Origin of the sequence: Desulforhopalus vacuolatus (genome assembly GCF_016918505.1) — a bacterium.
Taxonomy (GTDB): Bacteria; Desulfobacterota; Desulfobulbia; order Desulfobulbales; family Desulfocapsaceae; genus Desulforhopalus; species Desulforhopalus vacuolatus.
In genome coordinates, this window is the sequence record NZ_JAFFPZ010000001.1 from 308361 (window position 1) to 323392 (window position 15032).

10 protein-coding genes are annotated in these 15032 nt (G+C 53.9%); 8 read left to right on the forward strand and 2 right to left on the reverse strand.

Going from position 1 to position 15032, the window contains the following annotated elements:
• The first annotated feature begins 271 nt into the window (after positions 1-271).
• The 5 genes from bamA to JWG39_RS01265 all read left to right on the forward strand — a co-directional run bounded on the left by bamA (position 272) and on the right by JWG39_RS01265 (position 8813).
• On the forward strand, positions 272-2938 hold the full coding sequence (gene bamA, locus JWG39_RS01245) for an outer membrane protein assembly factor BamA (protein ID WP_240191916.1): 2667 nt from the start codon (positions 272-274) through the stop codon (positions 2936-2938).
• Positions 2939-3005: 67 nt separating this feature from the next.
• Positions 3006-6539: a transcription-repair coupling factor gene (gene mfd / locus JWG39_RS01250; RefSeq protein ID WP_205217521.1), complete on the forward strand. Its 3534-nt coding sequence runs from the start codon at positions 3006-3008 to the stop codon at positions 6537-6539.
• Complete coding sequence (locus JWG39_RS01255; RefSeq protein WP_205217522.1) at positions 6536-7231, forward strand: HAD family hydrolase; 696 nt, start codon at positions 6536-6538, stop codon at positions 7229-7231. Before mfd ends, JWG39_RS01255 begins: the two co-directional genes overlap by 4 nt.
• A gap of 149 nt (positions 7232-7380) precedes the next feature.
• The gene (locus JWG39_RS01260) at positions 7381-7845 is read left to right on the forward strand and encodes an RT0821/Lpp0805 family surface protein (protein WP_205217523.1); all 465 of its coding nucleotides are present in this window, start codon (positions 7381-7383) and stop codon (positions 7843-7845) included.
• Entirely contained in the window at positions 7827-8813 is a 987-nt protein-coding gene (locus tag JWG39_RS01265) for a DMT family transporter (protein WP_240191917.1), read from the forward strand. Before JWG39_RS01260 ends, JWG39_RS01265 begins: the two co-directional genes overlap by 19 nt.
• Before the next feature lie 33 nt (positions 8814-8846).
• Here the strand turns inward: JWG39_RS01265 and JWG39_RS01270 are convergent, their stop codons facing one another.
• Complete coding sequence (locus JWG39_RS01270; protein ID WP_338032162.1) at positions 8847-9293, reverse strand: Lrp/AsnC family transcriptional regulator; 447 nt, start codon at positions 9291-9293, stop codon at positions 8847-8849.
• A gap of 785 nt (positions 9294-10078) precedes the next feature.
• Complete coding sequence (locus tag JWG39_RS01275) at positions 10079-11809, reverse strand: potassium channel family protein (RefSeq protein WP_205217525.1); 1731 nt, start codon at positions 11807-11809, stop codon at positions 10079-10081.
• A 152-nt stretch (positions 11810-11961) separates the two neighbouring features.
• Here JWG39_RS01275 and JWG39_RS01280 point away from each other — a divergent pair, with 152 nt between their 5' ends.
• The 3 genes from JWG39_RS01280 to JWG39_RS01290 all read left to right on the forward strand — a co-directional run bounded on the left by JWG39_RS01280 (position 11962) and on the right by JWG39_RS01290 (position 15032).
• Positions 11962-12669: a hypothetical protein gene (locus tag JWG39_RS01280; protein ID WP_205217526.1), complete on the forward strand. Its 708-nt coding sequence runs from the start codon at positions 11962-11964 to the stop codon at positions 12667-12669.
• Positions 12670-12779: 110 nt separating this feature from the next.
• Entirely contained in the window at positions 12780-13253 is a 474-nt protein-coding gene (locus JWG39_RS01285; RefSeq protein ID WP_205217527.1) for a GtrA family protein, read from the forward strand.
• Between the two features lie 294 nt (positions 13254-13547).
• Entirely contained in the window at positions 13548-15032 is a 1485-nt protein-coding gene (locus JWG39_RS01290; protein WP_205217528.1) for an efflux transporter outer membrane subunit, read from the forward strand.

Consider the following 15032-nt stretch of genomic DNA (forward strand, 5'->3'; position numbering starts at 1 on the left):
TTTCCATGATCTTTCGCAGAGATATTTCTCCTCAGCAATCACACTCCGGGTTTCTGTACTTTCTTCCGACAGCTCTCTTTATATCAGTCTCGTTTTTCATCGGCAATATATCGGGATGTTGACGGTTTTTCTTTAAGGAACCGCACTCCGGTCCCCTTGATTTTACATGGGCGTCCAGCATCATTCTCGCTTCTGCAACCTTTCAGTACTCTGCAGAAGCAGCCGGTTGAGAGAAAATGATACGACCTCCCGCAAGCAGAGGAACTCACCAATGATACGATCCGGAAAGGCCAGAAGCCTTACCTTCTTCCCTGTTGTCCTGTTCTGCCTCGCCCTGTTGTTTCCGGCGCAGGCGGCCTTCGCCGCGAAAACCATCTTCCTGCCACCAGTAGTGAAGAGCTTCGGGGACAGCAGCCGTTATATTTCCCTTATCGACAGCAATATTCGCAGGGGACTTGCCGGCACCGACATTTCCTACCCAACCCGCCAGGAAGCTGCCGCCCTCGCAGACTACACCGGGACATGGCCGCCCCCCATGCAGCAACTGAAGGAAATTGCTGATGCTGCCCATGCCGAAAATATTATTGTCGCGACTACCACCGCTGCCGGTCGGGAATTCAGCCTTGATGTTAAATATTTTGACCTTCTGGCCCCTGAAAATCCAGTTTTCTTCTACCAGACTGCAGCCAACGATGCCGACCTGCCCCGGGCAGTCAAGGCGCTGGTGGACTCCATTCAGCAATATAATAAACGCGAATTTACCATCGCCTCCATCGCCCCGCAGGGTAACAAGCGCATTGATTCTGGTGCCATCCTGCGCAAAGTCAGCACCAGAAAAGGTGACAGCTATAACCAGACCGCTCTTCGCAACGACCTGATAGAGATCTTCAACATGGGTTACTTCGACGACGTGCAGATCGACGTAGAAGACACTGCCCGCGGGAAAAAAGTCATTTTTCTGGTGACGGAAAAGCCGGTCATCACCTCAGTCACCTTCAGTGGTATTGCAGAGGTGAAAGAGGAGGATGTCAAAGGTGCTGCAAACTTTCGTGAGCACCTCATCCTCAATCCGGCTCAGATTGACGCCTCTAAAAAGGCTATCCTTCAGCTCTACAAAACCAAAGGATTCTATAACAGTACTGTCACAACCAGCGTGAAGAAAGACGACAAAAACGGAGTTTCCGTTGAATTTATTATTCACGAAGGTGAAAAGATTTATATCAAGGATATCAAGGTAGAAGGCAACACAGCCTTCAGCGACAGTGAAATCCTCGATCAGATACAGACCGGCAAACGCTGGTTCATGTCCTGGCTTACCGACTCCGGTCTGCTTGACCAGACGCAGATCAGGCAGGACACCACACGCATTGCCACCTTTTACGCCGATAACGGTTATCTTGATGCCCGGGTCGGGGAGCCGGTGATCAAACAGGAAAAAGAGTGGCTTTATATTATTTTCAACATAGAAGAAGGTTCCCGCTACAGGGTGGGCACCGTCAGCCTGATCGGAGACGATCTCGGTGACCGTCGCGCCCTTCTTGACCTGCTCACCGTTCGCAACGAGAAATATGTCAGCCGCAAAACGGTGCGGGACGATATTCTCAAACTCACCGATTTCTTTGCCGAGAGAGGATATGCCTTCGCCAGTATCAGACCCCGCTTTACCAGGGCTGAAGGCAACCGCATGGATATTACTTTTGATATAGACAAAGGGAATCTCGTCTATATCGACCGTATCCTTATTCGCGGAAATACCCGCACCCACGACAACGTTATCCGCCGCGAACTGCACATTGAGGAGGGCGGTATCTTTAATGCCAAAGCCCTGCGCCAAAGCAGCAAGGCGCTGCAGCGTCTGCAGTTCTTTGAAGAGGCAAACATCACCCCGGAACCGTCCATAGATCCCGACCGCATGACCATAGTTATCAATGTTAAAGAAAAATCCACCGGTGCGTTCTCCATCGGCGCGGGCTACAGCTCCGCAGATAATCTTCTTTTCATGGGACAGATCTCCGAAAACAATTTCCTTGGCCGCGGCGACTCCGTATCGCTCTCAGCCACCGTCGGCGGTTCGAGTTCCCGCTTCAATCTCGGCTACACCAACCCTCACCTCAAGGACTCCGACCTGAGCTGGGGAGTAGATCTATTTAAAACGTATCGGGAATATGATGACTACACCCGCGAATCAACTGGCGGCGGTCTGCGGGCAGGTTACCCGCTGTGGGAAAAATGGCGCATCTATGGCAACTACAGTCTGACCAATACGGACCTCTCTGATCTCAGCGATGACGCTTCCTATATCATCACCAACTCGGTGGATATTCACCTGACGTCAGCATTCAAGCTCTCTCTGGTGCGTGACAACCGTAATCAGAGATTCAACACCACTGACGGTTCACGCAACTCCCTCAGTGTTGAATACGCCGGTGGCCCGCTGGGTGGCGACGCACAGTTCACCAAGGTTGAGGCCTCCTCCAGCTGGTACTTCCCGATGTGGAAGAAAACAGCCTTCCATGTTAAAGGTACTGCTGGCCAGGTCTTTGAAAATGAGACCGATAAACTCCCGGTGTATGAACGCTTCTATCTCGGAGGTTTAAACTCCGTCCGCGGCTTCGAATATGCCACGATCTCTCCGGTTGACCCCGATACTGATGAGGATATCGGTGGCGACAAGATGTGGTACTCCAACGTTGAGTTTATCTTCCCGCTGCTCTCTACGGCAGGTCTGAACGGTCTGGTTTTCTTTGACTCCGGACAGGTATATGACGACGGTGAGAATTTCTTCTCTGAAACCGATAATATCAAGAAGGCCGTCGGTGCCGGTGTCAACTGGCTCTCGCCCATGGGACCCCTGCAGATCGTCTGGGGCTACAATCTTGATCCCTCTGACGACGAAGAAGATTCTGTCTTCGACTTCTCCATCGGCGGATCCTTTTAAACATTTAAAAATTCTTTTTTTTTCAAAGCCGCTTATGTCCTCCGGGCATAAGCGGCCATTTTTATTTATGAAACGTACACTTACCCCGAAGATTCCCGCACAGGGCGACCTTCTCTCCGTCACTGGTCTGCGTGGTGCCGCTCCAGCGGCCCTTGCTGCCTCTCTTGCGGCGAAAACGTCTCTCTGCTGCATACTGCCCGATGAAAACATGGTGCAGAGCTTCGCCAGCGATCTGGAGCTCTTCACCAGGCTGCCGGTACTCCTCTATCCTGACCAGGAGACACCGCCCTACACCCCGCTCTCTCCCGACCAGGCTGGCACAGCCACGCGCCTCTCCACACTCTATCGGCTGCGCAGTGGAGAGCCTTTCATCTTCATTGCTTCCATTTCCTCCCTGCAGCGTCGCATTTTGCCACCAGCCCTTCTGGCGGATTGTGCCGAATATCTTGAAGCAGGAGAGGATTTTGACCAGCAGGAACTGGCTGGCCGCCTTATCCGAATGGGTTATGAGAAGGTAGTTCTGGTGCAGTCGGCAGGGGATTTTTCCCTGCGCGGTGGTATCATTGACATCTTCCCTCCTCCCTTTCTCACCGGCAACGACATCCTTTGCGACGCCCCGCTGCGCATCGACTTCTTTGGCGACACCATTGAATCTCTGCGTCTTTTCGATCCGATCAGCCAGCGTTCTACCGATGAGATACGCGATGCCACCCTGCTGCCGGTCAGCGACATTCTTCTCTCTCCCGAACGCCCCGAACAACGGCGTCTCTCGCGGCTCTATGCCGAAAAAGGCGAAGCGCTGGACTGGGAGAGTGGCGAAACCCACCGACTCATGGAGAACAGCAACGAAGGGATTCGTTTCCCCGGCATGGAGTTTTTTCTTCCCTTCTACTGCGAAACCGAGCCCGCCACAGTATTTGATGCCCTGCCGGCAAACTGCCTGCTCACTCTCATTGACCCCGGCGGCATCCGTGAAGCAATGGGACTGGCCGAAGAGCGGGCACTGGCCAACTTCCAGACTGCCCATCTCGCCCGCACTCCAGCCCTGCCGCCGGAACTGCTCTTCCTTTCACCCAAAGAGCTGACAACAGCGCTGGCCAGGTTCTGCCGTATCGACATCAACGACTTTCCCAAAGAGGGGGAGCAATTTGCTGTCAACACCAGCGGACACCAGCTCCTCAAGCAGGAGATTCAGCTTAAACGATCCAAAATCGGCATGCTCGCCCCCCTCTCCGACCAGATCCATGAGTGGCGCCGCCGGGGAGAACGGGTCGTGATCTGCTGCCGCTCCAGCCGCCATACGAAAAACATTGCGGAGATGCTGGAGAAGCACAGCCATAAACTCAATCCGGTGGCGGAACCCCTCGACCTCAGTGCCCTCGCTGAAAGTGATCCCGAGCTGCTGTACCTCTGCGACCATCCGCTTTCCAGCGGCTTTTCCCTGACCGACAGCGGCCTGCACATCCTCTCCGAGAATGAGATCTTCGGCGAAATGCGCATTGGCAGTAGAAAGAAACAACAGAACAAGGGCGAACCGGTCCGCTTCACCGAGCTCAACGAGGGTGATATCGTTGTCCATCGGGAGCATGGCCTCGGTATATACCACGGCCTCTCTACCATGGAGTTTCAGGACGTTACCTCCGATTTTATGCTGATTGAATACCGCGACGGCGATCGTCTCTACCTGCCGGTAGATCGACTCAACCTTATCTCCCGCTACCAGGGCATCGCCAACCGCGAACCCCGCCTCGACAAGCTTGGAAGTCAGGCGTGGAGCACCACCACCAGCAGAATCAAGGAGGAGGTGTGGAAGGTGGCGCAGGAGCTGCTCAACATCTATGCGAAACGCGAAATTAAGGAAGGGAGACAGTTTGCACCGCCAGGTGCCCTCTACCACGAACTTGAGGAAAGCTTTCCCTGGGATGAGACCCCCGGCCAGGCAGCGGCCATTCATGATGTCCTTGACGATCTCACCAGTCCCCGCCCCATGGACCGTCTCGTCTGCGGCGACGTGGGATACGGCAAGACCGAGGTGGCTATCCGCGCTGCCTTCAAGGTGGTGGAAGAGGGCTGTCAGGCGGCAATTCTCGTGCCGACCACGGTGCTCGCAGAGCAGCACATCCAGACCTTCACCGAGCGGCTCAAGGGATTTCCGGTCACCATCGCCTGCCTCAACCGCTTCCGTACCGGCAGCGAGCAGCGGCAGATCCTCAAAGACCTGGCAGCGGGAAAAATCGACATTATCATCGGCACCCACCGCCTGCTCTCCAAAGACATCATATTTCATGATCTCGGCCTGCTGGTGATCGATGAGGAGCATCGTTTCGGTGTTACCCACAAGGAAAAGCTGAAGAAAATGCGGGCGGAAGTGGATATTCTCACCCTCACCGCCACCCCTATTCCCCGCACCCTGCAGATGAGTCTGCTCTCCATTCGCGACCTCTCCGTTATCTCCACCCCGCCAGCCCACCGCCGCCCGGTGAAGACCTTTGTCGCCCCCTTTGATGAACTCGTCATCAAGGAAGCAATAACGAAGGAACTGCGCCGCAATGGCCAGGTCTTTTTTGTCCATAACCGGGTAAAATCCATCCACAAGACCGCCGCCCTCATCCAGAAACTGGTGCCGGAGGCACGCATTGCCGTCGGCCATGGACAGATGGAAGGCTCCGAGCTGGAGAAGATCATGGTCTCTTTCGTCTCCGGAAAGGTCAACGTGCTGGTAGCCACCACGATCATCGAATCAGGCCTCGACATCCCCGCCGCCAACACCATCATCATCAACCGTGCGGACATGCTCGGTCTCGCGGAGATTTACCAGCTCCGCGGACGGGTAGGCCGGGCCAGCGAACAGAGCTTCGCCTACCTGCTGGTGCCGTCACTGGACGACCTCACCCACGACGCCAAAGAGCGTCTGCGTGCCCTGATGGACACCAGCGAGCTCGGCGGTGGCTTCAAACTGGCGATGAGTGACCTGCAAATCCGCGGGGGCGGCAACATTCTCGGTATCTCCCAGAGCGGCAATATTGCCGCCATCGGCTATGACCTCTATCTCGACCTGCTGCAGAAAACTGTCACCGACCTGAAAACACAGCAGGCGAAGGGCGATACCGGCCGGGAGGAGATTGACCCCGAGGTTAAACTGCTGATTTCCGCCCACATCCCGAAAAGTTACATCCCGGATATAAGTCAGCGCTATATCACCTACCGCCGCATCGCCTCCCTTGTCGGCGCGGAGGAAGAACGACGTGATGAACTCGAGGCCGAGCTGCGTGACCGCTACGGCACTCTCCCCACCGAGACCTCCACCCTGCTGCATATTATCTCGGTAAAGCGGGAGCTGGCCCGGCTGCGGATCGCGAAGCTGGAGCAGGGACCAGACAGCCTGATCTTCACCTTCCTCGACGATACCCCCCTTACCCCGGAGATGCTGCTCGCCTTCCTCGCCGCCCATCCGAAGACGAAGAAACGCACGGCAGCCAAATTCACTCCGGACGGACGTCTCGTACACTCCTGCCTGCGGGGGAAATCCGAGGCAGAAGTCTTTGCCGCAGTCACTGAGAGCCTGCGTGAGTTTCATAAACTGCTCAAGGAGACAAAATGAAAATACATTTTCCCTGGGAGGAGATCGACCACATCTTCCTCGACATGGACGGCGTACTGCTCGATAAATATTTTGATGACTATTTCTGGGGGGAGTTTGTACCGGCGCAGTGGCAGCAGAAAAACGGTGGGACACTGGAGCAGGCGCGTGCCAAACTCCTCGCCACCTACAAAAAGGTGGAGAATACCCTTGCCTGGTGTAACCTTGATTACTGGTCCGAACAGCTGCAACTGGACATCCCCGCGTTGAAATGCGAGGCCCGGGAATTTATCAATCTGCGGCCGAAGGCCCTTAACTTTCTCAACGCCATGCGCGAAATGGACAAGCCCGTCTCCCTCGTTACCAACGCCCACCCCAAAACCCTGGCGGTAAAGATGGATAAAATTGACCTGCGCCCCTGGTTTGACCATATCATCTCCGCCGAAGAGGTGGGCTGGGCCAAGGAACAGCCGCCATTCTGGAAGGTACTGCAGGGCATTCTCCCCCACCGGCCGGAGCGGACCTTCTTTGCCGATGACACCGAAAAGGTTTTGCATGCGGCGAAAGGGGCAGGCATCGGCCATCTCCTTCATATTGCCGGAGCCAGCTCCCGTCTGTCCCCCCGTTTCTCTCCGCTTTTCCCAAGTGTAACCGCCCTTGGAGAGGTAATTGAAGTTGTTGATCTTCCATTGAAAGCAACATCCGCTGGATAAACTGCAGCGCACTCGGTATATCACTTCCGACTATTCTCTTGAAAAAAGAGCAGGGAGTCTATATCGTAGATTGTTTAAGACTCTAAAAAAGATATGAAGAGTTGCTCTCTTATAAAAGGGAGCGACCCATAATTACAAAGGAGGACATCATGAAAAAATTTGCCGCTCTTGTTACCGCAGCAGCCCTGACCCTCAGCCTCTCAGGCTGTGCTGATCAGGGAATTACCAAAGGAACCGCAGGTGCCGGTATCGGCGCAGCAAGTGGAGCTCTGCTCGGCCAGGCCATCGGCCATAATACTCAGGCAACCCTGCTCGGTGCGGCCATCGGTACTGTCCTCGGCTATATCGTCGGGAATGAGATGGACAAGGCTGACCGCATCCGCCTCAACGAGGTGTATAACAGCAGCCCCTCCGGCAGTGCCGTTGCCTGGGAGAACCCGGACACGGGCAACAGTTACTCAGTAGTCCCGCAACCTGCCTACTACCCTGATCATAATCAAGCCTCTCCCTGCCGCAAGGCAGAGATTCTGGCTACTATTGATGGCAAGGTACAGAAGACCTTTACCACCGCCTGCCGCAACCCGCAGACCGGAGAATGGATCCTGCAGAACTGAGGTTTTTACATTTCAGCTTCATCAACCTGTCCATCCCCCGCCGCCTCGTGCGCCGGGGGATTTTTTTGGGAACATTCATGACTCCTGCGCCCGTCACTGGCATTGCCGGTATTACCCTGATCGTCACGATGATCCTCTGGTCGAGCTCCTTCATCGCCCTGAAATTTTCCTTCCAGTATTTTGATCCCATGGTCGTCATCTTCGGCCGCATGGCAATTGCCAGCTGCTGTTTTGCCGTACTTTATGCCGGACGAAGAGATCTCTTCCATCTGAAATTTTTCCGCCGTGAAGATCTGAAACTGCTGCTCATCATGGCAATCGCCGAGCCCTGCTTCTACTTTCTCTGTGAGGGCCACGCCGTAAACTTTACCACAGCCTCTCAGGCGGGAGTCATCACCGCCATCCTGCCCGTACTGGTAATGATAGCCGCTGCCTGCTTCCTGGGTGAACGGATGTCGCGCACCGTCTGGTGCGGCGCCCTGCTTGCGCTGGCTGGAGTCATCGCTCTGACACTGTCCGGCAGCGCCAGCGAGAACGCGACCAACCCCATCCTCGGCAACTTCCTTGAGTTTGTCGCCATGCTCTGTGCCACCGTATACACCATCTCAATGAAGAAACTCGTCAGCCGCTACTCACCACTTTTCCTCACAGCAGTACAGGCTATAACGGGCTGCATCTTCTTCTTTCCTCTGCTCTTCCTTCCAGGGACAGAGCTGCCGCATGATTTTAACAATGCCGGAACTCTCGCCGTAATCTATCTGGGGGCAGTTATCACCATCGGGGCCTATGGCCTCTATAACTTTTCGTTGAAATATGTGACAGCCAGCCGGGCGGCGGCCTGTGTAAATCTCATCCCGATTTTCTCTGTCCTGCTGGGATGGCTGCTGCTGGGCGAACGCCTTAACGGCACACAGATAATGGCCGGAGGAATGATTCTTCTCGGGGTCTTTTTCACCCAGAAGAGATGAAAAAGGATAAAACACAGTGCAGAAGAGAACTCTTCAGGTAATGATTAAAGGCACCTTGAGGTTGAAACTTTTATAGACGACGAACGTCTCCACTGAGCGGATACCCTCAAGCTTTGACATTTCCTCAGTGTAGAAATAGACCAGCGGAAAGTCTTTGGAGAGCAGAACTGTGATGATGAGATCGAAGCGGCCGGTAACCACACAGGCAGAGATCACGCCACGCAGCGTGCTGAACTGCTCAGCCTTCTTCACCAGATTCATATCAGTGAGACACACTCCAACGATGGATACCGATTGACTCGGCAGACTCTCCGGATTAACGAGGGCAGTGATATCAAGAATACCCTCATCTTTGAGTTTTTTTACCCGCGCCCGTACCGTTCCTTCGGCAAGGCCAAGGATATCGGCAATCTTTTTAAAAGGCTTGCGGCCATCCTTGAGATGATTGATTATCGCCAGATTGATGTCATCAAAATCCACGTTTCTTCTCCTTGTTTCCGTCCTGGAACCATTTTTATACCATGTACATTTCGTATTAACCAGATAACGCAACTGCGTGGAAATCTTTTTTTGGCGATTACGAATGGATAAACAGGCTGTAAAACGAGCATAACGTAATAGGAATGGTATAATCATGCGAAAAAGGGCATTTTTTATAAAGTTTTTCGCTGTTCTGTCTTTTGCTTTTTCCTGTCTCCCGTCTCCTTTCTCCTGTTTCCCGTCCCCCTGCTTTTACATTCGCCAATAGAAAATGAAAATGGCATTGAGTGAGGTCACAACTTAATCGGAATGGTATTATTGCCCCCCACGGCACATTGGGAATTGATATTCCCTGCTCCGCACTCCCTTCTCTTCCTGCAAAATATCGACGAAAAGGACATCTGCCAGGGCTGTCGACATTCTTTTTCAGCAACATCCTGTAATCTGGCAGATTCTACACTATCTTTCCGGACCTTCAAAGAGGTATAGACGTTCTCTTCCCTGCAGGTGTCATACCAATCACATTTTTTACTGACCAGAGAACGCAACTGCATGGACATCTTTTTGGGCGATGAGGAAAGGATAAACAGGATATAAAATTGATCTCATTGTAGAAACGTCTGTTGTGCTGGAGACACCCAAATTGGTCGTCTCTACAAAGACCTTTTGCTTTTTCCTGTCTCCTGTCTCCCTTTTCCCGTCCCACTACCTTTGAATCCGCCAATACAAAATGTAAATGGTATCATTCTGCGTACAACCGCTGCCTCCTCCTGTCGGATCCCCCCTCAATTCTGAGGGAAAAAATCAGAAAACCGCTCCTCCGCCTCGCTGCTGCCAATCATCACAAGGGATTCACCGCCCTCCAGCCGCGTCTCCGCCCCAAGCCCGGCAACCAGCCCTTTGCCGGTCTGCAGAGCGATAACACTGCAACCGGTCACCTCGCGGATTCGCCCCTCGGCAAGGGTCTGCCCAAGGAGCCTGCGCGGTACTGGCAGAGTAAAGATGTTGAGCCCCTCAGTAAACATGGAAATTTCATCGGTACTGAGGATGTTCATAATGGAGTTCGCTCCCATTGAGGCATAGGAGAGCACAAGATCCGCACCCGCCGTGTGCAGCTTTGACACACTGCGCTGCAGGGTAGTACGGCTGATAATCTGGACATCCGCCCGCAGCTGCCGGCAGTAGAAGCAGAGATACATGTTCATGGCGTCGTCGCGGGTGGTGACGATCACCGTCCGTGCCTCCATAATTCCAGCCTTCTCCAGTACCTCAATATCAGCAGCATCCCCGGAAACGACATGATCGCTGACAATCTTTTCCAACTCCCTTGTATCGGGATCTTTTTCCACAATACTAAAACGCAGTGAGTGCTGGTGCAGGGTCTCGGCCACTGCCCGGCCGACCCGTCCTCCGCCGAGGATAAGCACCGGCGCATTGTTTAACTCCCCCGCAGAAGGAGACACATGCTGTGCCTCAAAGGCATCCATCTGGGTCAGACTGCCGGCCAGCAGCAGAATACTGCGCTTGCTGACCACGACATCCATCTGCGGTGCGAGAAATTTTCCCCGCTCCCATAAACCAATAACCTGCACCCGCTCCTCCGGACGATGCACTCTGCGCTCCTCGTCGAGAATAACGCCGAGACTCCGGCCAGCGAGGGTAGTCTGGCTGGCAGAGATCTCTCCCAGCACCAGTTCGTCTATTTGACTGACGATATTGATCGGCCGGCCGAGACCGACCGTACGCTCGGCGAGACGGCGCCCGAGGATCTGGTGGAAGAGAAAAACATGTACCTTTACAGGAAAATTAAGAATATCGAGTGAATTTTCCTCCGTGGCGCTGAGCACCATCGGCACATCCTGAGTCACCTCGCGCACGGTAAACGCTGCGGAAGTATTGGTGAGGTCATCACCAGTGGCCACCACCAGTGCCGCCTGCTGCACCTGCAGCCGGTTCCAGGTCTCGGGATCATCGAGTTCTCCGAGTACTACTTGATAGCCGAGATCATTCAGCTCCGCCGCCCGCTGCCAGTCACGTTCAAGAATTGCATACTTCACATGTCGGTGATTGAGATTGTCAATCAACCTCTCGGTAATCGGCCCGAATTCAGTAAGGAGGACATGGTCCCGGGTCTCCTTCGGCAGCTCCCGCGATACGCGGCTTCTCTCCTGAGCCTCCAGCCAGGGCGCATAAAAAAACTGAATGAAAGTGAAGGGCAGAATCACCAGCAGCAGCACAATTCCGGAGAGCAGCACCACAATGGTAAAAATATGTCCGGTATCGGAGAAGAAAGTTATATCTCCAAAACCGAGGGTGGACATTACTGTCAGCGTCCAGTAGAGACCGGTCACCCAGCTGAAATTGCGCCCTTCAAGAACCATGATGTAATGAAAAAGCATCGAATAGAACAGAATAATCAAGAGGACAAAGAGCAGGAAGCGAACCAGCGCAGCGACATTCTTCTGCGTCTTTCTGTTCTGGAAAAAATAGAGGAGCTGAGCAGGAAGGAATTTCATTGCGGTCGGGAACGGGATTCAGGTAAAGTTAAGCAGCGATGATGTACTTTTCCGGGTAAAATACCCGGGAAAGCGCATTATCACGAATCCGCAGACAAAAGTCAACGCAGAGACCGACACTTCTCCTCTCCGTAAATTACACAGGATACCCCATGACGACCAGCAACAAGCACGATGACGAAGAACCGAATGAAACAGCATTTGTCCTCTCCATCCTCCGCGAATCCTTTCCGGGACGCAGTGACAAGCAGCTCATCCCCATTGGCATGGTATATGCCGGAACCCGCTGGGGACGGGATTTCCGTTTCTGCGAAGTGCCGAAGACAGACAGCAGCCCGCTCACCGTCTGCAACAACGAGGAAGATGCCGAACTCTATTTTTCCTGGCTCGCCGACCATCTCTACACCCTTGAGGGCCAGCCAAACGAGGCACAGGAACTTCTCTGCAAGCTGGTGAAGGGGATGACTCCGCAGGATGCCGCCCTGATGCTCGGCATGCACGCGGCACTGTATCAGCTGGAGATTGAAACGATGGAGGTCCAGCTCGAGAAAAATTGTACATTTGAAAAGTATCTCAAGGAAGAGAAAACGCTGATGACCGATGAAGAACTCGAAGATCTCGACGAGGAAAAGCAGCGTGATTTGTACCAGCAGGTTGCTGAGGAAACCGTGGAATGGCTTGACCTCGCTCCCGGTATCGGCCACGTGGATGTTCCCTGGCGCATGCCCCTCTCTGTGGCTTTGAAAAAGGCTGGAGAGGATCAGCAGGAAAGAATTAACCTGCTCAATGTTTTCTACGGTAGTTTCTTCCAGTATATCGAAGGAATCGGGGGGAAGGCTGACACGGTGGATGCCGAGTAGGTCTTTTTTGCCGGAAGAAAGAGCCGGGGTTGCATTTCTGCGTCGACCTGCTCCGCAGAGATGCTCTTTCTGGATATACTGTTTGTTTAATTTAATGAGATTTCTGACCCATGCCCTTTTTAGACAACCCTGCGGTTATCCAGTTCATCAAATATGCTCTTACCGGCGGTCTGGCGACCGCCGTTCATATCGTCATTTTTCATCTGGTCTGCTGGAAGATTTTTCCGGCCCTGCAGGCTGAAGACCTGGCCGTTAAATATCTTCATCTCAATCCCGCCGGGGTGGACAATAAAACCCGTTCCCGGAACTCCATGCTGGGGAATTTCACAGCCTTCCTCATCTCCAACATGGTAGCCTACATCACCAACGTATTATGGGTTTTTCAGGGCGGACGACACACCTTCTTCGTTGAGCTCCTGCTTTTCTACGCCGTCTCCGGAATTTCCATCTTCCTCGGCACCATCCTCATGGGCTGGCTCATCCGCCGCTTCAACGTTCTCACAACCTGGGCCTTTGCCTGTAACATTTTCACCTCCGTGATGATCAACTACGCCCTGCGCAAATTTTTTATCTTCGCCGGATAGCCTTCCCGCACCACCTCTTCATCACCTGTCCGGGGAGAGTGAGATATCATAGAGTTAACAGATGCGGGAAGATGCCAGGGCCCGTATCCACAAAGTATGCAGTTTTTTCGAAGCAAAGGGGAACAGCTCTTGCTGACAAAAGATAAATACGCGTATAATCATCTGTTGTAATGGTACTTTTTACGCCTCCTCCTTCACTTATGGGTCCCTTGAATAATCTTGTATTTCGTTCATATTCAAGGCACAGGAGAAAATTTACCGGAGCTATATGTTTGATATTGCGAGGATAAATTTTTGACTGTAACGAAGAAGATGGGCGAAAGACTGATTATTCAAGGTTCCCTTATGGCAATGTTGACATACAACCGTTTTCCACGCTTCTTCTCCCTGCTTTTTGCCCTGCTCTGCAGCAGCCTGCTCAGCGGCTGTTTCCGTGCGCAGTCCCGCCCGGCAACACCCTTTGAGATACCGCAGAATTTCAGCTCCAGCGGGGCAGAAGAAGCCTCAGCACGCTGGTGGGAAAGTTTCGGTGACAAGGAACTCAATTCCCTTGTGGAACGTGCTCTGCACGATAATTTTTCTCTGCGTGCCGCCGGAGAACGGGTTAGTGAACTGGAGGCCCTCGCCCGTATCGCAGGAGCCCCCCTCATCCCCTCCCTGGACGGCACCGGCAGTGCCTCCTCTGAGCGCAGTTTCAAATCCGACACAACCAGTGACACCTTCAGCCTCGGAGTAACCTCCTCCTGGGAAATCGACCTGTGGGGTCGACTGCGTGCAAACCACCGGGCCGCCGGGGCCTCTCTTGCCGCAGGGGAAGAGGATTTCAACAATGCAGCTCTCTCCATTGCCGCCGAGGTGGCAGATACCTGGTTTGCCCGGCGGGAGAATGCGGGACAGCAGAGTCTGCTCAGCCAGCAGCAGAATACCAACAGAAAAAGTTTGAAGATTATCGACATAAAGGTCATCACCGGCCAGACCGGCATCGCCGATCTGCTCCAGCAGCAGCAGCTGGTGGAGTCCAACACCACCAGCCTTGAGGTCCTCGGCGCCAGCGCCAGCATTCTTGACCACCGCATCGCCATCCTCCTCGGCAAACCACCCGCCCCTTTGAAAATGGTGGTCGGGAATCTGCCGGAGCTGCCGCCGCTGCCCGCTGCCGGCCTTCCCCTTGAGCTGGTTCAGCGCCGCCCGGATATCCGCGCCGCGTTTCACTCCCTGGAGTCAGCTGATGCTTATGCTGCCGCAGCAGTGGCCAACCGTTTTCCACAGCTCTCAGTCTCGGGTTCGCTGGTCACCGGCGGGACCAGTACCCACCAGCTCTTCAATACCTGGCTCGGGACCCTCGGGGCCAGCCTCACTGCTCCGATTTTTGACGGTGGCAGCCGCCGGGCCGAAGTCGATCGCCGCGTCGCCGCAGCAAAACAGAAATTTTACACCTGGGGGCAAACCGTCCTCGAAGCCCTTAACGAAGTGGAAAACGCTCTCAACAATGAAAAAGCACTGCTCAAGCAGCTCTTCAGCCTTGAAAAGCAGCTGAAACTCGCCAGTGACAGCGTTGAACAGATCAACCGCCGTTATCGTCAAGGTACCCTCGGTTATCAACGGGTACTCTCCACCACCCTCACCGTACAGAATCTGCAGCGCGACATATTGAGTATTAAATACCAGCTCCTCTCCAACCGCATCGCCCTCTACCGCGCACTCAGTGGCGGTCTGCCGGGAGAACTGCTGCCGCCGGAGAGCAAAGAAGCAGCCCCCGTCATCACGTCATTCTTCTGA

Bases quoted from the DNA above. Each gene is read 5' to 3' on its own strand.
- mfd (WP_205217521.1), top strand. From the start codon at position 3,006: ATGAAACGTACACTTACCCCGAAGATTCCCGCACAGGGCGACCTTCTC.
- JWG39_RS01255 (WP_205217522.1), top strand. From the start codon at position 6,536: ATGAAAATACATTTTCCCTGGGAGGAGATCGACCACATCTTCCTCGAC.
- JWG39_RS01280 (WP_205217526.1), top strand. From the start codon at position 11,962: ATGACGACCAGCAACAAGCACGATGACGAAGAACCGAATGAAACAGCA.
- JWG39_RS01285 (WP_205217527.1), top strand. From the start codon at position 12,780: ATGCCCTTTTTAGACAACCCTGCGGTTATCCAGTTCATCAAATATGCT.
- JWG39_RS01260 (WP_205217523.1), top strand. From the start codon at position 7,381: ATGAAAAAATTTGCCGCTCTTGTTACCGCAGCAGCCCTGACCCTCAGC.
- JWG39_RS01265 (WP_240191917.1), top strand. From the start codon at position 7,827: ATGGATCCTGCAGAACTGAGGTTTTTACATTTCAGCTTCATCAACCTG.
- bamA (WP_240191916.1), top strand. From the start codon at position 272: ATGATACGATCCGGAAAGGCCAGAAGCCTTACCTTCTTCCCTGTTGTC.
- JWG39_RS01275 (WP_205217525.1), bottom strand. From the start codon at position 11,809: ATGAAATTCCTTCCTGCTCAGCTCCTCTATTTTTTCCAGAACAGAAAG.